Source organism: Weissella uvarum (assembly GCF_016908785.1).
Lineage (GTDB): Bacteria > Bacillota > Bacilli > Lactobacillales > Lactobacillaceae > Weissella > Weissella uvarum.
Genome location: NZ_JAFBEO010000009.1, coordinates 13,652 through 34,843 on the forward strand (window position 1 = coordinate 13,652; position 21,192 = coordinate 34,843).

General features: G+C 41.2%; 19 protein-coding genes. All 19 read right to left on the reverse strand.

Going from position 1 to position 21,192, the window contains the following annotated elements; all coding sequences use genetic code 11:
- Positions 1-22: 22 nt before the first annotated feature.
- Entirely contained in the window at positions 23-1,252 is a 1,230-nt protein-coding gene (locus JOC36_RS08280) for an ABC transporter permease (RefSeq protein WP_205146027.1), read from the reverse strand.
- Positions 1,252-2,151, reverse strand: a complete 900-nt coding sequence (locus JOC36_RS08285; protein WP_205146028.1) for an ABC transporter ATP-binding protein — start codon at positions 2,149-2,151, stop codon at positions 1,252-1,254. Before JOC36_RS08285 ends, JOC36_RS08280 begins: the two co-directional genes overlap by 1 nt.
- 83 nt (positions 2,152-2,234) lie before the next feature.
- Positions 2,235-5,021, reverse strand: a complete 2,787-nt coding sequence (locus JOC36_RS08290) for a DNA translocase FtsK (protein ID WP_205146029.1) — start codon at positions 5,019-5,021, stop codon at positions 2,235-2,237.
- A 13-nt stretch (positions 5,022-5,034) separates the two neighbouring features.
- A complete protein-coding gene (locus JOC36_RS08295) occupies positions 5,035-5,550 on the reverse strand; it encodes a tRNA (cytidine(34)-2'-O)-methyltransferase (RefSeq protein ID WP_205146030.1) in 516 nt (171 codons plus the stop codon).
- Positions 5,551-5,648: 98 nt separating this feature from the next.
- Entirely contained in the window at positions 5,649-6,827 is a 1,179-nt protein-coding gene (locus JOC36_RS08300) for an AI-2E family transporter (protein WP_205146031.1), read from the reverse strand.
- Positions 6,828-6,840: 13 nt separating this feature from the next.
- Positions 6,841-7,869 (reverse strand): lactonase family protein, encoded by a 1,029-nt coding sequence (locus JOC36_RS08305; RefSeq protein WP_205146032.1) that lies wholly within the window; start codon positions 7,867-7,869, stop codon positions 6,841-6,843.
- 111 nt (positions 7,870-7,980) lie between these two features.
- Positions 7,981-8,928 (reverse strand): TerC family protein, encoded by a 948-nt coding sequence (locus tag JOC36_RS08310; protein ID WP_205146033.1) that lies wholly within the window; start codon positions 8,926-8,928, stop codon positions 7,981-7,983.
- Between the two features lie 155 nt (positions 8,929-9,083).
- Positions 9,084-11,165 (reverse strand): glycine--tRNA ligase subunit beta, encoded by a 2,082-nt coding sequence (glyS, locus tag JOC36_RS08315; protein ID WP_205146034.1) that lies wholly within the window; start codon positions 11,163-11,165, stop codon positions 9,084-9,086.
- Between the two features lies 1 nt (position 11,166).
- Positions 11,167-12,093 carry a glycine--tRNA ligase subunit alpha gene (gene glyQ / locus JOC36_RS08320; protein ID WP_205146035.1) on the reverse strand — a complete coding sequence of 309 codons (927 nt, stop codon included), beginning with the start codon at positions 12,091-12,093 and terminating at the stop codon, positions 11,167-11,169.
- Positions 12,094-12,350: 257 nt separating this feature from the next.
- Complete coding sequence (gene recO / locus JOC36_RS08325) at positions 12,351-13,139, reverse strand: DNA repair protein RecO (protein ID WP_205146036.1); 789 nt, start codon at positions 13,137-13,139, stop codon at positions 12,351-12,353.
- A gap of 83 nt (positions 13,140-13,222) precedes the next feature.
- The gene (gene era / locus JOC36_RS08330; protein ID WP_205146037.1) at positions 13,223-14,128 is read right to left on the reverse strand and encodes a GTPase Era; all 906 of its coding nucleotides are present in this window, start codon (positions 14,126-14,128) and stop codon (positions 13,223-13,225) included.
- Between the two features lie 30 nt (positions 14,129-14,158).
- Positions 14,159-14,560 carry a diacylglycerol kinase family protein gene (locus tag JOC36_RS08335; RefSeq protein WP_420825624.1) on the reverse strand — a complete coding sequence of 134 codons (402 nt, stop codon included), beginning with the start codon at positions 14,558-14,560 and terminating at the stop codon, positions 14,159-14,161.
- Positions 14,538-15,020, reverse strand: coding sequence for an rRNA maturation RNase YbeY (gene ybeY, locus JOC36_RS08340; RefSeq protein ID WP_205146039.1), 483 nt, complete (start codon positions 15,018-15,020; stop codon positions 14,538-14,540). Before ybeY ends, JOC36_RS08335 begins: the two co-directional genes overlap by 23 nt.
- Positions 15,021-15,033: 13 nt before the next feature.
- On the reverse strand, positions 15,034-16,011 hold the full coding sequence (locus tag JOC36_RS08345) for a PhoH family protein (RefSeq protein ID WP_239517572.1): 978 nt from the start codon (positions 16,009-16,011) through the stop codon (positions 15,034-15,036).
- Between the two features lie 86 nt (positions 16,012-16,097).
- The gene (locus tag JOC36_RS08350; protein ID WP_205146040.1) at positions 16,098-16,541 is read right to left on the reverse strand and encodes a GatB/YqeY domain-containing protein; all 444 of its coding nucleotides are present in this window, start codon (positions 16,539-16,541) and stop codon (positions 16,098-16,100) included.
- Positions 16,542-16,610: 69 nt separating this feature from the next.
- Positions 16,611-16,796: a 30S ribosomal protein S21 gene (gene rpsU / locus JOC36_RS08355; protein ID WP_042493485.1), complete on the reverse strand. Its 186-nt coding sequence runs from the start codon at positions 16,794-16,796 to the stop codon at positions 16,611-16,613.
- Between the two features lie 100 nt (positions 16,797-16,896).
- Entirely contained in the window at positions 16,897-17,778 is an 882-nt protein-coding gene (locus JOC36_RS08360; protein ID WP_205146041.1) for a YitT family protein, read from the reverse strand.
- 30 nt (positions 17,779-17,808) lie between these two features.
- Complete coding sequence (gene aspS / locus JOC36_RS08365; protein WP_205146042.1) at positions 17,809-19,614, reverse strand: aspartate--tRNA ligase; 1,806 nt, start codon at positions 19,612-19,614, stop codon at positions 17,809-17,811.
- 3 nt (positions 19,615-19,617) lie between these two features.
- Positions 19,618-20,925 carry a histidine--tRNA ligase gene (gene hisS / locus JOC36_RS08370; protein WP_205146043.1) on the reverse strand — a complete coding sequence of 436 codons (1,308 nt, stop codon included), beginning with the start codon at positions 20,923-20,925 and terminating at the stop codon, positions 19,618-19,620.
- Positions 20,926-21,192: the final 267 nt, after the last annotated feature.

The following is a 21,192-nucleotide window of genomic DNA, read 5'->3' on the forward strand; positions in this document are numbered from 1 at the left end:
CTTCAATGAAGTGCATCTTTTTTTATGACTTGAAGAGCCCTTTCAAGCTCATCCAAGCAATTTTCGTAATATTACCTTCACGATAAGTTAAGACGTTTTGCTTATATACCCGTAAACCGTATTTTGCTAAAAGATAAAGGGCCACGACCTCTAAGCCAAGGGCGATCCAGGCTTCTGGCATGGAAGCGTACTGTAACCCTAATCGAGCTGGCATCAATGTTTGCGAGAAGAATGGCAAATAGGACACAACATTTAAAAAGACATTGTGGGGCTGACCATTAATCAAGAACGTCAAAACGTAGCCAAACATGGATAAGTAAGTCACCGGTGCTACCGCCTGCTGGACCTGACTTAAATCATTTACCATTGCGGCAACAATCGCCGTTAAGACCATATACAGCAAAATAGACACAAACACAATCAGTAAGGTCATCAAAGCAAAATTCCAATCAATGCCCTGTAAGACCTGATTAACTTGTTGCAACTGTGGAATTTTCGGTAGATAAACACTAACTACTAAGCCTAGCACCACATAAATCAGCCCATGCAAAGCAGCTAATAAACCAATTCCACCAATTTTACCGAAGAATTGCACCCCTGGGGATGTGGCAGCTAATAAGATTTCCATAATTCGTGAAGACTTCTCGTTAGCAATTTCTTGGGCAATCATCCCAACATAAGACGTTAAGAACATGAAAATTAAAATTCCCAAAGCAACTGCGAACGTATAATTAGCGGTACTATTGTCTCCGTTTTGATTTACACCTTTCTTGCTTTGTACATGTGTCTGAATTTTTGGACTCTGGGTTAATGTATCAACATCACGCTCTTTTAAGTGCAGTTGCTGGGCACGGCGTGTGGTATTATATTTGGCTAAAACGTTCTTCAAGGTTGCTTGATTCAAAGTTTGACCATCGGCACGTTTGGTTAACACAAAATTACCTTGCTTTTCCGTTAACATCGCATCCAATTGATCCTTATCTAATGCTTTTTTAGCCTGAGTTGCATTGAGATAATAGATTGCTTTAACATGCAAGGCTTTATCTTGATCTAAATCACGCGACAAGGTTTTCGATTGCACTACTCCAACTTGGGCGGGTGTATTGTTTTGCGTCGCTTGCATTAAAAATACAACCCCAGCAATGGCTGCTACAATCAAAACTGGTGTCAGTACGAGTAACCAATATCCAGCTGTCTTTAGTCGCGACAAAAATGTCTGTCGCATGACAATCAATAACTGTTTCATTTGCATTATTGTCGTTCCCCCGCTGCAACTTCTTCTCGGAAAATAGCGTCCAAGGTTGGTGGCTCTTGTGCAAAGACAGGAATGTATCCGTCCGCCGTTGCAACTTCAAAAACTTGGCGTCCCGCTTGTTCATCTCGCAATTGCAAATGGCGCCCAGCGCCTTGTTGCTCAAGTTTTTCTACACCCGGAATTGCTAATAAGGCTTCATCACTAACTGGCGCTTCCAAATAAATATTCGTGCGTCCAAATTGATTGCGAATTTCGCTTGGACGTCCCTGCAAGACGGTTTCACCATGCCGCAACATCGTAATTTGATCTGACAATTTTTCAACCCCTGCCATATTGTGCGAACTAAAAATAATCATGGCGCCTTGTGCTTTCAAATTCAAAATTTCTTCCATCATTAATTCAGTATTAACTGGGTCAAGTCCTGAAAATGGTTCATCTAAAATCAAAAAATCTGGTTGAAAAATAACCGTCGCAATCAATTGAATCTTTTGGGCATTTCCTTTGGATAATGACTGTACCTTATCAGACATTTTTCCAACCACATTCAAGCGTTTCATCCAATCTTGTAAAGCGATACGTGCATCAACTCGCTTCATCCCATGGAGTTCTGCAAAATAAAGCACTTGATTTTCAACAGTTTCTTTCTGATAAAGTCCACGTTCTTCTGGTAAAAAGCCTAATTTTTGTCGTTTTTGGCTATCAATTGGCTCTTCATTCCAACGGACAGTCCCCTCAGTTGGTTGAATAAAATCTAAAATCATCCGAAAAGTCGTCGTCTTGCCCGCACCGTTTTGTCCAATCAACCCCATGACTTCCCCAGGTTGAACTTGCATATTAAGTGACTGTACTGCTGTTTTGTCACCAAATTGTTTCGTTAAATTTGTTAATTCAATCATTCGTCATCGTCTCGATTCCTGTAGTTAATCAAATTATAGCAAAAACGGACGGTGTTGAAAGCCCAACATCATCCGTTATCTGTTTATTTTGCTTGAGCTGAACGTTTTAGCGACGGTAACATTTCAGCCGTAAAATTAATTTCACGTGGTTTTGAACCATTTTGTGGACCAACTAAGCCTCGGTCAGACATATCATCAATAATCCGACCAGCTCGATTATAGCCAATTTTAAAATGACGTTGAATTGATGATGTTGAAGCGCCACCCGCACGGAGGACAAACTCCAGCACATCATCCCACAATTCATCTAATTCATTACCAGAACCGTCACCGCCACTTTCCATCGATTGAACTTCTGCATCTGAAACGGCCATACTTTCATCGTATTGCGCTTCTCCTTGTTCCTTGATGAAGTCAGTTAGATTTTCAACATCTTCATCAGAGATAAAGGCTCCTTGAACTCGTTGTGGGCCGCTGGCACCGATTGGCGCAAACAACATATCTCCACGACCTAAGAGCTTTTCAGCCCCATTTTGATCCAAAATCGTCCGTGAATCCACACCAGATGAAACCGCAAAGGCCATTCGTGATGGCACATTGGCCTTAATCAAACCAGTAATAATATCAACTGATGGACGTTGAGTGGCAACAATCATATGGATTCCAGCCGCACGTCCTAGTTGAGCAATTCGGACAATCGCATTTTCAACATCACTGGAAACCGATGAAGTCATCATCAAATCAGCCAATTCATCAATCACAACAACCAAATATGGCATCGTTTGTAACTGAGTTGAAGGATCCTTAGCATTTTGCTTTTCAACATAACGGTTATAACCGTCAATGTTTCGAACCCCTTCATCAGCTAGCAACTTAAAGCGTCGATCCATTTCAGCCACAACCTTCTTCAAACCTAAGGCGGCCTTCTTTGGATCAGAGACCACTGGTGTAATCAAATGTGGAATATCATTATAAACTGATAGTTCCACCTTCTTTGGATCAACCAACATCAAACGCACTTGACTTGGTTTAGCTTGAAGCAAAATTGAAGCCAAAATACCGTTAATTGCCACCGACTTACCTGATCCAGTCGATCCAGCAATTAGCAAATGGGGCATCTTGGTCAAATCCATCTTAACGACACCACTTGTCACGCCTCGCCCAATTGGTACCGTCAATGGATGCTTAGTATCAATACCAGCTTCCTCAACCATATCCTTAAAGCCAACCGTGGCTTGCTGATCATTGGCTACTTCAATTCCGACCACATTTTTACCTGGAATTGGTGCCTCAATCCGCAATGACTTAGCCGAGAGCGATAAGGCTAAATCATCAGCTAAATTCTGAATTTTGGAAACTTTCACACCCACCGCCGGTTTAATTTCATATTGTGTCACCGTTGGACCTAAGACAACCTTTTCAACCGTTGCATTGATATGGAAGCTCTTCAAAGTCTCATGTAAAATCCGAGCCTTCTCATTTAAAGCATCCCGCTCTGCCGTTTGGTCAGTTGAACCAACTTCAGTTAAGAGATCAGTTGATGGCAACTGGTAATGAGCATCATCAATAACCGTGCCGAGACCACTTGCATCAACATCTGCTACTGGTTCGCTAGTCGTTTTCGGTTCAACATGTCCCACCGCACCTGCATTTTGCGTTGATGCCGCTTGTGGTACCGCTTGACCAAGAATATCAGCGTGCGTTAATGGTTCATCAGTTTGTTCTGCTGCCGCTTCATCACCATACGTTACTGGTTCAACCGGTTGGTCAAAGTTTTGAACAACCTCATCCGCATTAAAATCACTTTCGGCTAATGTAACTGGTGGCTCATCCTCATCGCTTGGCAATGGTGCCACCTCAGTTGGACTAGGTGCTTGAGCCATTTGTACATCTGGTTCTTTTTCATGTGGCGCTGGTGCTACAATTTCTGGCATCTTAAATTCTGTACTTGTCACTTCTGGCTCAACGTCCTTAGCTTGATCATCATCCACAGGCTCTTCTGGTGTCAGATGTGCCAAAGTGGCATCAGGTAACCCTGCTTGTTCAGCTTGACGAGTCTGTTGTTCGTTCATCGCACCAAAGGGATCATCTTGAAAGACATCATTCATGGCATGCTTTTGACGTGTTTTATAATCTGTGACCTTTTCGCTCACTGTTTCGTGGACATTATTAGCCTTTACTTGAACATAATCACCAGTTCCTTCTGCTAAGTTGAAGAAGTTATCAAATACTTCTTTGAGTGGAATGTTGAATAACATCACACCCCCACCAAGCATACATAGAATTGCTAACAACCATGAACCAAAGTTTCCCATCAAGACATACATTAATTGGTATAACGCTGCCCCGAGCATCCCGCCGCCAACTGGCGTTGAAACAGCACGATTATTAATATCTTGTTGAATGAAAGTATTGATATGACTCATTAAATCAATATGAACATTCATTTTTGAGAACAATAGAATTGATCCCGCCAAACAGAGCCCGGCATAAAACATCCCAAAACCAATGTATTGATTCCGTGTAAACTTACGGGGCCATTGGTTGTAGGCAACAACAACTAATAATGGCACAATCAGTACCAATAAGAAGACTTGATATGTGCCACCAATCATCCAACGCATCATATTCGCTAATAGCTTACCTAATAAGCCCAAATGGCTGATCGCTATTAAGGACATCAACACACCAACCAAGGCTGCCAATTGTTTCCAATGTTGGGCTAACCAAGAAGGCTTCTTCTTACTTGATGTTTTTTTACGTGGCTGCGTATTTTTCTTGGGTTGTTTCTTTGGCGTCGTCTTCGTTGCCTTTTTTGATTTGGGAGTTTGCTGCTTTTTGGCTGGGCGTTTATTTTTGCTTTCAGCCATAATGCCTCCTTTATTACTTTAATTTATCGTAGTCATAATCAAACGTTAAATCTAAATTAGCAAAATCTTGTTGGCGTAAAGCTTCGTAAATCACGATGGCTGCCGTATTTGCTAAGTTTAACGAACGAATATGGTTATCATTTTGGGGAATTCGTAAAGCTTGGTCAGCGTGCTTACGCATGAAAGTCTCTGGCAATCCTGTCGTCTCCTTACCAAACATAAAATAATAATCATGATCAGGGTTCGTATAATCCACCTGGTGATATGATCGTGGAGCAAACTTAGAAATTAAAAATAATTCGTCAGTTGCCGTCAAAGTATCCATAAAAGCAGGTAAATTAGGATGAACCGTCAACTCGACTGAATCCCAATAATCTAACCCTGCACGTTTAACGTGCTTATCATCTAAATCGAACCCTAATGGCTCAATCAAGTGTAATTTTGTATTTGTTCCGGTCGCTGTCCGGGCAATGTTACCAGTATTGGCTGGCATCAATGGCTCAAACAAGACAATATGATTTGTACTCATGACTTGCTCCTATAATAATATCTAAACAAAAATTATAGCACGAACTCTATTAGCGTTCGTGCTATAACTCTAAATCTTAATTAAACTGTTAAGTGCCATTAATGGGCATCCTGAGTTTGCTTAGTTGCTTCGGCTTGTTCGTCATCAAACAAACCTGAAGCATGCCGCCACCAATGATACAACTTAGTTACGAGAACTTTTAGGACCGCATAGCCCGGAATTCCCAAAATCACTCCTGGAAGTCCGAACAAGTTTCCGGCTGAAAGCAAAACAACTAAGACTGTCACTGGGTAAATTTGTAATGAATCTCCCAACAGCTTTGGTGAAATGACATGACCTTCCAAAGCTTGTTCAATCACAAAGACGATAATGGTATAAACCAACATGAGTGGCGACACTGAAATGGCAACAACTAGAGCTGGTAACATTGCCAAGAATGATCCGATATATGGGATTAAGTTAAAGCACCCTGCCATTACGGCTAATAACCAACCATATGGCAACCCAATAATTGTAAAGCCGATTCCAAACATAATCATTACCGCAAATGCCACTGACAATTGTCCACGAATATAGTTTGAGATTTGCTTATTAATATCATGCAACGTCGCTTTGAATGAGCTTTGCACCTTTGTTGGTACCAAACTCGTTAAGTAGTCTGGCATGCGATGACCATCTTTAAGCATGTAGAACAGAATCACAGGGAAAGTCACCAGGCTCACCCCAATTTTAGCAATCGTGCTAACAATATTTGAAACGCTGCTTACACCCTTTTTAGCATATTCAGTCGATGAATTCTTGAACCAATTACTCAAATCATTGTTCACATCATTCACAATACTATTTAATTGCGGATATTTATCACCACGCAAGATTTCATCACCAAACTTTGTGATAATCGCCCAGTAACCTGGAATTTGCTTGATGAAATCACTAATCTGACTACCTAGCCATGGAATAAAGACGGCAAGTCCCCAGACAATTAACCCGAGTAAGAGCAAAAACATGACTGAAATAATCCAAGTTCGTTTAATATTTAACTTGCGTTCTAAAAAATCTACTGTTGGATTCATAAAGTAATAAAAGATTCCAGCAATAATCATCGGTGCCCCCACTGCAGCAAAAATCACTTTGAGGGGTTCAAAGATAAAACTAACCTTTGAAACCATGAAGACTACGGCCAAAAGCAATAAGATCACCAAAAGGGCCGTTACCGTTTTATTATTCAAAAACCATTGATAAAACCACGACTTTTGTCGTTTGACGTTTTTTTCCATTATTTCTCCTGTATTAATCGACAAACATTACCCGAACTGGTTCAGGTACCGCAATATCTTTTTCTTGTAAAGTCAAAAGCCCAGTCTGGACATCCCGGCGATAGACAGTTGCATTGTCGGTATTTTGATTCGTCGCAATGACATATTTTTCATCTGGTGCAAGTGCGAAATCACGTGGAAAATCACCTTCTGTTGGTATCAATTGGATACGCTCAGCAATCTTTCCATCTGCGTTCACTGCAAAGACCGCCAATGAATTGTGGCCACGATTTGAGGTATAAATAAATTTACCATCAGCTAATAAGTAAATCGCAGCTGCCCCGTTGTGCGCATCCCAATCGTCAGGTTGCGTGGCAACTGTTTGCAAAAGCACAAATGTTCCATCTGCTTGATTGTAGTGCAATACAGATAACTCAGAAGCCAATTCTCCTAACAAATATGCAGTTTGTCCATCTGGACTAAAACGAATATGTCGTGGTCCAAACCCAGCGGTCGTCTCAAACACTGCAACCTGTGTAAGTTTACCTTCATAAGATACATCAAAGGTATACACCTTATCAGCCCCTAAATCAACCGCGACTAAGCGTTGATCAGGTGTTAGATTAGCAAAATGCATATGTGAACTACCTTGTTCTGGGCGTGGCCCAGAGCCACTACCTTGGAATAAATCAGTCAATGTAATTTGCCCATCTGCTGCGATTTTGTAAACTTCGACGGTTCCTTTATGGTAGTTTGCCGTATAAAGCAATTGCCGATCCTCATCGACCGCCACATAAGCTGGTGAAGCACCTTCGGTTAAGACTTCTTGCTTTAGACTAACACCGCCTGGCGTATAGTCATAGACAGCGATTCCGCCTTCTTGGTCCTTTTTATCGACGGCATAAAGATGATTGGCCTTACTCAAAGCTAAGTAAGTTGGTGAGCCAATTTCAGCAATTGCCGTCATTCCACTTAACTTACCAGTTGTCTCATCAAAGTCAGCTTGATAAATTCCTTTAGAAACACGCTTAGTATAACTTCCGAATAACACCTTTTTTGACATCTCTCAGTCCTCATTTCTTCTTTGTTCAATAATTTACATTATAGCATAATCTTTTTTAATTTTATTGCACAAAAAAGAGCCTAAACTACTTAGGCTCTTTCTAAACATCATTTACGATTGCTTGGCTTCACGACGTGACACAACCACCGAAGCGACAATTGCCACCGTCAAGAAGGTGACAATCACTGCAAGTGATAACATATTTGAAATGGCAAATGAGCTCCCTAACATCTTGCTACCTTCGTTGACAATCATCTTCAAACCGATGAACGCTAAAATACCCGCCAAGGCATATTTAATATACCTAAACATTGGCAAAATACTTGCAAGGGCAAAATACAGTGAACGCAATCCCATAATCGCAAAAATGTTCGACGTGACAACAATAAACGTATCTTGAGTAACTGCTAAGACGGCTGGAATTGAATCTACCGCAAAAAGTAAATCGGAAGCTTCAATAAAGAGCAATGCTAACAAAAACTGTGTCGCATACTTTTTACCATTTTCTTTGACAATAAAGTGTGGCTCAGTCGCATTTTCTTTCAACGGCAAAATCTTTCGGAAAAACTTAATCATGGCACTATCGTTCAAATCTTGATCTTCATCTTTTTCAAAGAACATTTTGATTCCGGTATAAACCAAGAAAGCTCCGAACAAATACATTAACCATTCGAATTGATGTAATAATGCGGCTCCTCCGAAAATGAAGATTACCCGCATCACTAGGGCCCCAAAGACACCCCAGAATAGAATTCGATGCTGATATTTTGGTGCAATTTTGAAATAACTGAACACCAAAATGAAAATGAAGAGATTATCAATACTCAACGATTTTTCTAACAAGTAGGCGGTAATGAAATCTACCGCATGATCACGACCGCCAAGATACCAAACCCCACCAGCAAAAATGAAAGCTAATGCAATCCAAAAGGCACTCCAAAGTAATGATGATTTTACGCTTGGCTCTTCATTTCCTTTGTGAAAGACGCCCAAATCTAGGGCGAGCATAATCACCACAAAAACAAAAAAACCAATCCAATATCCAATACTTACTGACAATTTATATATCCTTTATCTTTGACACAAGGAATCTCCACAATTATTCCTAACTAGGTTATTATACCTAATTTTCTTTAAATGATGAAACAATAACTTTAAGGCCAATTAACAATTATATGACAAAAAAACTAGTTCCGCAGAGCTAGTTTTTTGTATTAATTACTTTTTACATCTAATTCCATGAAATTAGCGACACGCTCTGCTTGTTGTGCAACGCCTTGCAAGGTTGCAATGCGGTTTTGCTTGATTGCATCATCCTCAACCATGACCATCGTTTGGTCAAAGTAAGCATCGATTTGTGGTGCCAAGTTGAGTAATGCTGACAAAACATCATCCGTATCTTGCAAATCGGCAATTGGTTGACTTGCTTCATACAAAGCCTTTTCTGCATCATTTTCAAACAACTTTGGATCAACCACTGCATTCGTTTGATTCTTGGTTGTCAAACGCATAATTCGAGTCAAACCTTCAACCCCATCACGGAAGTCAGCATCATTTTGATGTGCCAACAAAGCTTTAGCTGACTTAAACATTTGGGTAGTGCTTGTAAAGTTGTTTTGCGTAACAGCATTAATCACATCATGACGAATACCTTGGTCTTGCATTTCCTTAACAACACGGTCGGTTAAGAAATCAACAACTGAAGCAACGCTACCAGTCAAATTAGCAGCGACCACATCCGGTAGCCCTAACGTATCATTATGCGCAGCCATTTGCGCAATAAATTCGTTTAAGATGGCATCAATATCAAGATTCCAATCGTTATCAGCCAAAATTGCGACAACACCTGAGGCGGCACGACGTAAAGCATATGGGTCATTTGAACCTGATGGAATCATACCAGCCGCAAAGAATGAAAGCATCGTATCTAACTTATCTGCCAAGGCTAAGACCTTACCCAAGTCGCTCGCTGGTAATTCGCCACCAGCGCTAATTGGCATGTAATGCTCCCGAATTGCTTGGGCAACCTGTGGGTTTTCTCCAAAGATAAGGGCATACTTTTCACCCATAACACCTTGTAATTCGTCAAATTCACCGATCATGCCCGTCATCAAGTCAAACTTATAAATTGAGCCAGCGCGATCAAGCAAAGCTTGTTGATCGTTATTAAACTTAAGCTTATCTGCAATCAGATGGGCAATCGCTTTGGCACGACGCGTATGGTCATACACTGAACCAAGCTTCGCATGGAATGATACATGCTTTAATTTATCGTTGTAGTAATCGATATCATGCTTTTGATCTTCTTCATAGAAGAACATTGCATCTTCAAGCCGGGCCACCAAAACCTTTTCATTTCCAGCAATCACGTTATCCAAATGTTGATCATTTCCATTGCGTACTGAAATGAAGTGTGGCAAAAGTTGACCATCTTGGTTCGTCACGTGGAAGAAACGCTGATGCTCTTTCATTGAGGTAATCAAAACTTCATCTGGCAATGACAAATACTTTTCATCAAAGTTACCCGCAAAAGCTGTTGGATATTCAACCAGGTTATTAACTTCTTCTAACAAATCTTCATCTGGTACAACTTGCCAACCATTTTGACTTGCGATGGCACTAATTTGATCCTTAATTGCATTTTTACGTGCTTGTGCATCTGCTTGAACGTAAACGCTTGCTAATGTATCGACATAGTCCGTAGCATTCGCAATTTCGACATCATGGCCTAAGAAGCGATGACCACGTGATGTCCGACCAGCTGTAACATCTAAAACATTGAATGGTACAACTGTATCATCTAACAATGACACCATCCAACGGATAGGACGAACATATTCAAAGGTATGCCGACCCCAACGCATTGTCGTTGGGAAAGTCATGTTTTCAACCACTTCATGGACACCCTTAAGCACTTCGCTAGCAGGTTGACCTTCTTCAAATTTTGTCACATAGACATATTCATTACCATTGAATTCTTTAAAAGTAATGTCATCTGTCGTAAGTCCTTGACCACGAGCAAAACCTTGAGCAGCCTTCGTGAAATTACCATCTGCGTCCAAGGCTGCTTTCTTAGCCGGCCCCTTCTTTTCTTCTTGCAGATCATCAGCTTTTTCAGCAATATCTTCCACCAAAACACTCAAACGACGTGGTGTTGAATAAGGTTTAATCGCACCATGTTGCAAGCGATGGTCATTTAAAAAATCATCCATCCGTTGCACTAATTGTTCAACAGCGGGCGTCACCAAATGAGCTGGGACTTCTTCTAAACCAATTTCTAGTAAATAATTAGCCATTTTACTTAACCTCCTCATCTGCTGGTAAATACTTTTCGCGTAGCTTTTCATCCTTCAACAATGGGAAGCCTAACTTCTTGCGCTCGGCAATGAATTCTTCGGCAACCTGATGCGCCATCTTACGAATACGACTCAAGTATTTGGCCCGTTCTGTAACAGATACAACACCACGGGCGTCTAACAAGTTAAAGGTATGTGATGCCTTTAAAATATAATCATAGGCAGGGTGTACTAAGTTTGCTGCCAAAGCGCGCTGTGCTTCGGCTTCATATTCATTAAAGTGACGCAAAAGCATGTCTGAATCAGATTCATCAAATGAGTAAGTTGAATGTTCAAATTCTGGTTCCTTAAAGATGTCGCCGTAAGAAACACCATTTCCCCACTCAAGGTCATATACCGTTGGCACATCTTGGATATATGAAGCCAAGCGTTCCAAACCATAGGTGATTTCTGAAGTTACTGCATCAACTTGGATTCCACCAACTTGTTGGAAATAAGTAAATTGGGTAACTTCCATCCCATCTAACCAAATTTCCCAACCAATACCGGCAGCACCCATTGATGGGTTTTCCCAGTTATCCTCGACGAAACGAATATCATGCTCCAATGGATCAATCCCAAGTGCTTTTAATGAATCCAAGTAAAGTTCTTGAATATTATCAGGCGATGGCTTCATCACCACTTGAAATTGGTGGTGTTGATAGAGCCGGTTTGGGTTGTCCCCATAACGACCATCCGCCGGACGACGTGAAGGTTCAACATAGGCGGCATGCCATGGCTCTGGCCCATTTGCACGTAAAAATGTATAGGGGCTCATTGTTCCAGCACCCTTTTCAGTATCATAGGCTTCCATGAGCATTGCTCCTTGATCAGCCCAAAACTTCTGCAAAGTCAAAATAATGTCTTGCACACTCAATTTCTCTGTCATGCCATTTCCTCTCTTTTCTGCATTAAAAAACCCTACACCAATTACCTAGGCAATTGATGTAGGGACGATTAACTCGCGGTTCCACCCTACTTCCGAATCAAATTCGGCAGCTTCGTTTTAATTGTTTTGTCGCTCCAACAGCGCCCAATTTAACTCTCTTGATTACCCTCACATCAACGGTAACTTGCTGAACAATTCATTAAATTTATTCTGTCTTCATCGCTATACTAGTATTTTACTCGCACCGCTTTTAAAGGTCAATCAGTTCGCTGACTTTTATCTTTGCGTTGGGCCAGGCGTTGATCCCATTTATGTAAATCATGAATAAAGCCTTTAGCTCGTAATTGTACCCCTACCTGTTCTTCATAAAGCTTGTCCAACAAACGGGCCATTTCACGCTTAGTTGCAGGCTTTAAATCAAGGGAATGGATTTGCTTTAGCTCGACGCGCGCAAGTTGTTGCAAAACATGCAATGCTTTAGGATCCATTTGCATCCGATATTCATCAACTGACCAATGATTCTGGCATAAAACACCATGGTATTTTTCAGAAAAATCCATTGGCCCCGTTGTTTGGCCACAAACAACGCAGGCTTGCCATTCTAACTGAATTCCAAAATCAGGTAATAAATGAATTTCAAAATAATTTGCCAATGCCTGTGCGTCAAAACCCGCTACCATTTTATCTTCAGCGGTTTGCGCTAAATCAAACCATTGTGGAATGGGCTGATTGTCGACATAAGCGGCATCAATCAATCCCAAAATATAGGTCATATAAGCATTCTTTTCAACATCTTCCAAAAAAATACGCGGCAGGTGACTTTCTTTGACGTCATTGATGAAGCTGAGTCCCGATTTATTAATCGTTCCTTCATATTTCGCCGAAGTAAGCGGTTGAATGTCCGCAGCGTATTGATAATGTTTCGCCTTACCATGACGCACATAAAACATCCGTTTACCAAATTCACGCGTTAAAATCTTAACCATCAAATCAGTTTCTTTATGGGGCCGTTGATAAATAACGAGTCCATTAAAAATATCTGCCAAAATGATACCTCCTTCCACCCAGGTAATCCAATCAAAAAAGAAATCGCAGACGAGGTCAACGATTTCTCTTCTAGCCGAAGATTTTAAACATCGGCATCTTCTTTATATCCATATGACTGCAAAGCTTGCGGTTTATCACGCCAACGCTCTTCAACCTTTACCCATAGTTCTAGGTAAACCTTGCTACCCAAGAGCCGTTCAATATCCTTACGAGCTCGAGTACCAATTTCTTTAATCATGCTACCACCCTTACCAATAATGATGTTCTTTTGGCTCGGACGTTCAACCACAATTGTGGCCTGTACATGTAATTTTTCATTACCTTCTCGTTCAATATTATCAATCACGACAGCGACAGAATGTGGTACCTCTTGTCGTGTCAATTGTAAGACTTTTTCACGAATCAATTCACCCATGATAAAGCGTTCTGGATGATCGGTAATTTGATCTTCAGGATAATATTGTGGACCCGGTTGTAACTGATCCATAGTAGTATCAATCAATGCTTGAACGTTATCACCTTGACGAGCTGAAATCGGGAAAATCTCCGCAAAATCAAGTTGGTCTTGATAATCAGAAATCATTGGCAAAAGCGTCTCTGGCTGAACCAAATCAACCTTATTAATTACCAAATAGATTGGCGTATCAACATCCTTCAAGCGGTTAATAATAAAATCATCCCCTGCACCTCTAGGTTCATCCGCATTGACCACAAACCAAATCATATCAGATTCATGCAACGCAGAGTTGGCTGTCTTCATCATAAAATCACCAAGCCCATTTTGAGGTTTGTGAATCCCTGGTGTATCAATGAACACAATCTGGCCTTCATCCGTCGTATAAATTCCCTGAATTTTGTTTCGGGTTGTTTGTGCTTTAGGCGACATGATGGCAATTTTTTCGCCAATCATTTTATTCAACAACGTTGACTTTCCAACATTTGGACGGCCAACAATTGCCACGAAGCCAGATTTAAATTCTTCTGTCATGCTTTTAGATCCTCATCTTACTTTCTCATATTAAAATATATAGGGGTAAAAAATTAAACAACCAATGATAACCGCTGTGCCTACCGCAACTAACACACCACCGGCTGCAACGTCCTTGGCCACTTTCGCTAAGGGGGCATATGTCGTCCCCACGATTAAATCAACAATCGCTTCCACCATCGTGTTAACAAATTCTGCCATAATCACCATAGCAATCGCAATCGTTATCCAAATCCAATCAGACCGACCAATTCCCAAAAACAAGCCCGCAATTACGACCACAACCGCAGCAAAAAAATGAAAGCGCATATTTCGTTCATGCGTTAGCACTTCTTTGATTCCATCAACGGCGTGGCGCAATGCTTGCAAAAAATGGCGATTTTTAGTGACTTGATGGTCTGAATTTGTTTTATCGCGTGAGTCCATAGTCATCTAGAATCTTTCGTTGCAAATCAAACATTTCTTTTTCATCAGCTTCACTACGCATATGATCATAACCATTCAAATGCAAGAATCCATGCACGACCAAAAATCCTAATTCTCGTTCCCATGAATGCTCCAGATATTCAGCTTGTTCGCCGATTTTATCAACGGAAACAATCAAATCACCAATATTTTTAGGTATTTCAGCTTGCATTTCTTCATCTAACATCAAAGGCAAATCATCGTCGTCATCCTCAATCGCAAATGAAATAACGTCCGTTGGTTTATCAAGGCCCCGATATTCTCGATTATATCGTTGAATCTCATCATTATTGACAAAAGTCACCGACATTTCAGTATTATCTGGCAAATCCAAAGCCTTACCGGCATAATTAAGCACATCATGTACTAATTGCAAGTGTTCTTCTGATAGTCCAGGCTTTGATTCATCAATCAATGCTAAATCCATTTATTTCACCTCATTATTTTTCATCATTCGCATGCGCATCAGCACGATCATAAGCTGCAACAATTGAAGCCACCACAGGGTGTCGAACAACATCACCCGCATCAAACGTGACCATTTGGATGTGGGGCACATCTGCTAAAATTTTTTGTGCTTGTAAGAGTCCAGAACGCGTCTGCTTTGGTAAATCAATTTGGGTTGCATCCCCGTTCACAACCATTTTTGAGCCAAAGCCCAAACGGGTCAAGAACATTTTCATTTGTTGCGTCGTCGTATTTTGAGCCTCGTCTAAGATAATAAAAGCATTATCCAGAGTACGGCCACGCATGTAAGCCAGTGGCGCAATTTCAATAACTTCCCGATCAATTAAACGCTCCGTATGTTCTTTCCCAAGAATGGCAAACAAAGCATCATAAATTGGTCGCAAATAAGGATCGACTTTTTCCTTTAAATCACCAGGTAAAAATCCTAGACTTTCTCCAGCTTCAACAGCTGGTCGGGTAATAACCAAACGTTCAACATCACCCCGTTTAAGTGCCGCTACCGCCATAGCAACTGCTAAATAGGTTTTCCCAGTACCGGCCGGTCCAATCCCAAAGGTCACATCAGCATGTTTAATCGCATTCACATATTCACGCTGACTGTAATTTTTAACACGAATTGAACGGCCCTTTGCATCCCGAATCACTGTTTCAGTATACATATCCGTAAAATAAGCTAAGGTCCCGCGTTGCAGCATATTCATAGCTGAGACAATATCAGCTGGTGTAATTCGAACACCTTTTTTAATTAAAAAGCACAATTCATCGATGACTGCATATGCTTGGTCAACTGCTTGGTCATCCCCTGTAAGTTTCAAACGTGAACCCATTCCGGTAATTTGAACTGAAAGACCTTCTTCAATTAATTTTAAATGGGCATCTTGAGGACCCACTAACCCAATTTCTTGTTCTGGATTTTCAAATTGATACTGCTTTTCAACTGTACTTGTCAAAAATATACCTTCTTTACTGCTTATTCGTATCTCTATTATACCTTAATTGTCTATGTATCGGGGATGAATCCCCGGGTTTGGAAAAATTAGCCCAATTGTTCTTGAACTAAGCGGTTCACTAATTTGCCATCAGCTTTTCCCTTGACTTGTGGCATCAAAGCTCCCATGACCTTACCTAAATCAGCTTTACTTGTGGCACCAACCTTTTTAATCGTGTCCTCAACAATTTGACGTACTTCGTCTTCTGATAATTGTTCAGGCATATAACGCTTTAGTACTTCAATTTGAGCTGCCAAGCTTTCTGCCAAATCAGCGCGACTAGCATCCTCATAAGCTTCTTTTTCTTCAACATGCTGTTTCATCTCACGAGACACAACCGCAAGTTCTTCTGATTCGTCTAAATCATGGCCTAATTTAATTTGTTCATTCGCCAAATCAGACTTAAGCATCCGTAACACATTTAATGTTTCTTTATCTTTCGCCTTCATGGCTACTTTCATGTCAGCATTTAATTGTTCTGTCAAACTCATTTTAAGTCACCTCTTTTTTAATATAACAAAAACCGGACCACCAAAAAAAGGTAGCCCGGCCAGAACGTTTTAGCGTCCCTTCTTGTTCTTGCGCTTACGAGCAGCTTCAGCCTTCAACTTACGTTGGACTGATGGCTTGATGTAATACTCACGCTTACGGTATTCTTGGAGAGTACCGTCCTTTGATACACCACGCTTAAAGCGACGGAGAGCATCGTCAAGAGACTCATTCTTACGAACAACAGTCTTTGCCATAATGTTTACCCTCCCTTCACGTGTGAAGAATTCAACTTTTAATGTCGCACACTTTGTTCAAATTTATTTTACCAGAATCACTCAACAAGTCAAATACATTTTATAGCTTTGGCTCGAAAAATCTACCAATGGTATGCTCAATCCGCCAAGTTGATGACCACGCTTTTGGATCCGCTTGTTCTAACGCATCTCGAAAGTCATAACGTTCATAGGCTGAAATCACAGTAAAGAGAATCTCTTTTTCATGATGATTGTAGCCACCTTCAACATCATGTACAATCGTGATTCCACGTCGAATATTCTGTTGTAACATATCAATAACCTTATCAGGATGTTCCGTCACAATCATGACTTGTAGCTTTTGTTGACGTGTATAAACATTGTCAATCATATAGGCATTCACAATTAGCGAAATTGCTGTATAAAGGGCATATTCCGGTCCGAACAAATAGCCAGCAGTTAAGAGAATAATGAAATTAAAGGTTAAGTTGACTGCCCCCATGCGAAGGCCCCACTTCTTTTGCACCACGATACCGATAATATCAAGGCCTCCCGTAGAAAGTCCTGTCCGCAAGGCAAAACCAGTCCCAAATCCATTAATTCCACCACCAAAAATGGCTAGTAGCAACGAATCATGCGTCCAATTAGTTGGCGGCGTTGGCACAAACCGAATTGCGAGTGCAGCCAAAACTAATGCAATCGCCGTAAACATCGTAAAACGGTAGCCCAATTTTCGATACCCCAATAGTAAAACTGGTACGTTGAGCAATAGCAAGAGCAATCCAATTGGTAAATTCAAATGAAAATAACGCGAACCAACAGTATTTAAAATCTGCGCCAAACCAGTAAATCCTGAAGAATAGATGTGTCCTGGTGTCCAAAAAAAGTTAATTGCAATCGCTGAGGTTAAAGCATAAACTAGCGCAGCAACAATTCGCGCCGCATATTCATGTCGATCAAAATATAGCATTATCTGCGTCATTTTAGCGCCCCTTTTCTCGCTGGCTCAAAGTTACTCTTCTGCCAAATTAGGCGCATCATTATGAGCATAATCTGGCGCAGTCAAACCTAAGTCACCCTCAACTTGTTGTTTAGAAACAAGCGTTGGCGCATCGGTCATTGGCTCAGTTGCCTTTGAATTCTTAGGGAAGGCAATCACGTCCCGAATATTATCACGACCAGCTAGTAGCATTGCCAAGCGATCAAGACCTAAGGCAATCCCACCCATTGGTGGGAAGCCATATTCCATTCCTTCAAGCAAGAAGCCAAAAGCTTCATCGGCTGATTCAGGCGTAAAGCCTAAGGCCGAGAGCATCTGTTTTTGAATGTCCATCCGGTGAATACGAATTGAACCAGAACCCAGTTCATACCCATTCAAAACCAAATCATATGATTGCGCATGGGCTTTGTGGGCACCTTCGGTAGTGGCCATCAAAGGCAAATCTTCTTCATTTGGCATTGTGAATGGGTGATGTGCTGCAATCCAACGATCTTCTTCAGGTTGATATTCAAATAGTGGCCAATCAATAATCCAAGCAAAGGCCCACTTAGAGTTATCAACCAAATCCATCGCTTCAGCTGTCATACGGCGAAGCGCATCCAACGTTGGATTAACAACATTTTCTTGATCAGCTGCAAATAGAATCAAATCACCATCTTTAGCCCCCGTTGCTTGGAGCAAGGCGTCTGATTTTTCAGTCAAGAACTTAGCAATTGAACCTGTCACTGAGCCATCAGCGACCTTTAACCAAGCCAAGCCCTTTGCTCCAAAGCGTTCCACATATTGGGCAAGTTTATCGATTTCCTTACGTGAATAATGATCAGCACCACCCGGTACGACAATTGCTTTCACCATGCCACCGTTTTCAATCGCTTTAGCAAATACACCAAATTCAGAATCAGCCATTAATTCAGACAAATCTTGTAATTCCATGCCAAAACGCATATCAGGTTTGTCAGTACCAAAACGACGCATTGATTCTTCCCAAGTTAAAACTGGGATGTCTTCTGGATTCAAATCATAGTCCACAGTCTTTTTCATAACAGCTGCAACCCATTGACCAACTAATTCACGAATCTCTTCTTGATTCATAAATGACGTTTCCAAATCAAGTTGCGTAAATTCTGGTTGCCGATCACCACGCAAATCTTCATCACGGAACGCACGCGCAACTTGGTAATAACGATCAAAGCCAGCCCCCATCAACAATTGCTTAAACAACTGTGGTGATTGTGGCAAAGCATAAAAAGCTCCGGGATAAATCCGTGATGGCACCAAATAATCGCGAGCGCCTTCAGGCGTTGATTTAGCTAGATAAGGTGTCTCAATATCGATAAATCCAGCAGCATCCAAAAATTCATGAGTCGCTGCTGTAATCTTTGAACGAATGCGTAAATTCTTTTGCATCTCCGGACGGCGCAAATCAAGATAACGATACTTCAAACGAGTTTCATCAGATGCATCGACCCCATCTTCAATCAAGAATGGCGTTGTCTTCGCTTCGGCCAATACTTCGATATGTGAAACTTGTACTTCAATTTTTCCAGAATGCAGGTTTTCGTTAATCGCACCTTCAGCACGGCGCTTAACCACACCTTCTACTTCGATGACATATTCTGAACGCACTGTTTCAGCAACGGCTAAAGCATCTTTTGAAATTTCATCTGAAAAAGCTAATTGCACGAGTCCCTCACGGTCACGTAAATCAATAAAAATTAAGCCACCCAAATCACGGCGCTTTTGGACCCAACCATCTAAAGTAACCGTTTGGTTCTCATATTGTTCATCAATCAATCCTGCATAATTTGTTCGCTTCATGTCTTACTCCTCTTCGTCTGTTGCAACTTCTAAATAATCAGGCAAAGCAGTGTACAAATCAGTCAACTTAACTTGTTGTTCTTGACCCGACCGAAGATCTTTCAATGTTGCTGCTTGTTGTTCTAATTCACGTTCCCCAATTAAAATCATATAATGTGCTTGTTCGCGATCAGCCGCCTTAAATTGTCCCTTAAGTTTCCGAGCTTGGAAATCACGATCAGCACTATAACCGAATGAACGGACAGCCTGTAGCATCTGCATCGCAACAATGTCCGTACCTTCACCTTGGTTAGCCACATAAACATCAAGCGTTGGCTCACTTGGCAAAATAGCACTATCGTTTTCTAGCAAAAGCATTAGGCGTTCTAAACCAATTCCAAAGCCAACCCCTGGTAACTCTGGACCACCAAATTCAGCCACCAAGCCACCATAACGGCCACCACCAGCAATAGTTGTCCAGCCGTCACCAAGAGCCGGACTCTGGGTCATAATTTCAAAAATTGTATGATTATAATAATCCAAGCCACGAACGGTATTGGCATCAATTTCATAATCAACACCTAAGGCATCCAAATATGTTTGAACCTTTTCCCAGTGTGCTTGTGCATCAGGTGTTAAAAAGTCCAAAATTGATGGCGCATTCGCAACCAATTCTTGATCGTGGGCATCCTTTGAGTCCAAAACGCGCAATGGATTTTGATCTAAACGGACTTGCGAATCATGTGAGAGTTCGTCCTTAAGCGGTGTTAGATAGGCGATTAACGCTTGACGATAAGCCTCACGTGATTCTGCATCGCCCAATGAATTAATCGTTACCTTCAAGTCCGAAATGCCTAATGTGTTGAAGAAATCAACGGCCATTGCAATCGTTTCTGCATCCAAAGCAGGGTCCTCTGATCCAATCGCCTCAACCCCAATTTGATGAAACTGACGCATCCGGCCTGCTTGTGGACGTTCATAGCGGAACATTGGTCCAATATAAAAAGCCTTATAGGGTTTTTTAAATTCTGGACCAAATAACTTATTCTCAACAAACGCACGAACTACGCCAGCAGTTCCTTCCGGACGTAAGGCGATGTGTCGATCACCCTTGTCATAAAAGTCATACATTTCTTTCGTAACAACGTCAGAAGTATCTCCTGCCGAACGTGCAAATACATCAAAATTTTCAAAGATTGGTGTTCGAATCTCTTGATATTGGTAATCAGCAAACAACAAGCGTGCTGTTTCCTCTACATAATGCCATTTATATGACTCACCGGGTAATAAATCTGCAGTGCCCTTAGGCTTTTGAAATCCTTGTTTTGCCATCTTTTTTCCTCTCATCTTCATGAATTAACCGAAAAAAAGCACCCCTGATAGCAGTTCAATTGACTGCTATCAAGGGCGCAATTACTGCACGGTACCACCTTGCTTGGAACTTTACATACCGTAACGAGGTATCAACGCGCGCAATGCGACCTACAGAGTGTCCCTCTAAATCGAAAGTGTGAAACTCGCACCAACTTTCACTCGCTTAAAATTTCAAAATTAGATTTGCTCTGTCATCGGTTCATATATCTTAATTATTATCGCTTA

Coding starts and splice junctions, on each gene's coding strand:
- JOC36_RS08280 (WP_205146027.1), bottom strand. CDS start 1,252: ATGCAAATGAAACAGTTATTGATTGTCATGCGACAGACATTTTTGTCG.
- JOC36_RS08285 (WP_205146028.1), bottom strand. CDS start 2,151: ATGATTGAATTAACAAATTTAACGAAACAATTTGGTGACAAAACAGCA.
- JOC36_RS08290 (WP_205146029.1), bottom strand. CDS start 5,021: ATGGCTGAAAGCAAAAATAAACGCCCAGCCAAAAAGCAGCAAACTCCC.
- JOC36_RS08295 (WP_205146030.1), bottom strand. CDS start 5,550: ATGAGTACAAATCATATTGTCTTGTTTGAGCCATTGATGCCAGCCAAT.
- JOC36_RS08300 (WP_205146031.1), bottom strand. CDS start 6,827: ATGGAAAAAAACGTCAAACGACAAAAGTCGTGGTTTTATCAATGGTTT.
- JOC36_RS08305 (WP_205146032.1), bottom strand. CDS start 7,869: ATGTCAAAAAAGGTGTTATTCGGAAGTTATACTAAGCGTGTTTCTAAA.
- glyS (WP_205146034.1), bottom strand. CDS start 11,165: ATGGCTAATTATTTACTAGAAATTGGTTTAGAAGAAGTCCCAGCTCAT.
- glyQ (WP_205146035.1), bottom strand. CDS start 12,093: ATGACAGAGAAATTGAGTGTGCAAGACATTATTTTGACTTTGCAGAAG.
- era (WP_205146037.1), bottom strand. CDS start 14,128: ATGACAGAAGAATTTAAATCTGGCTTCGTGGCAATTGTTGGCCGTCCA.
- JOC36_RS08335 (WP_420825624.1), bottom strand. CDS start 14,560: ATGACTATGGACTCACGCGATAAAACAAATTCAGACCATCAAGTCACT.
- ybeY (WP_205146039.1), bottom strand. CDS start 15,020: ATGGATTTAGCATTGATTGATGAATCAAAGCCTGGACTATCAGAAGAA.
- JOC36_RS08350 (WP_205146040.1), bottom strand. CDS start 16,541: ATGAGTTTGACAGAACAATTAAATGCTGACATGAAAGTAGCCATGAAG.
- rpsU (WP_042493485.1), bottom strand. CDS start 16,796: ATGGCAAAGACTGTTGTTCGTAAGAATGAGTCTCTTGACGATGCTCTC.
- JOC36_RS08360 (WP_205146041.1), bottom strand. CDS start 17,778: ATGACGCAGATAATGCTATATTTTGATCGACATGAATATGCGGCGCGA.
- aspS (WP_205146042.1), bottom strand. CDS start 19,614: ATGAAGCGAACAAATTATGCAGGATTGATTGATGAACAATATGAGAAC.
- hisS (WP_205146043.1), bottom strand. CDS start 20,925: ATGGCAAAACAAGGATTTCAAAAGCCTAAGGGCACTGCAGATTTATTA.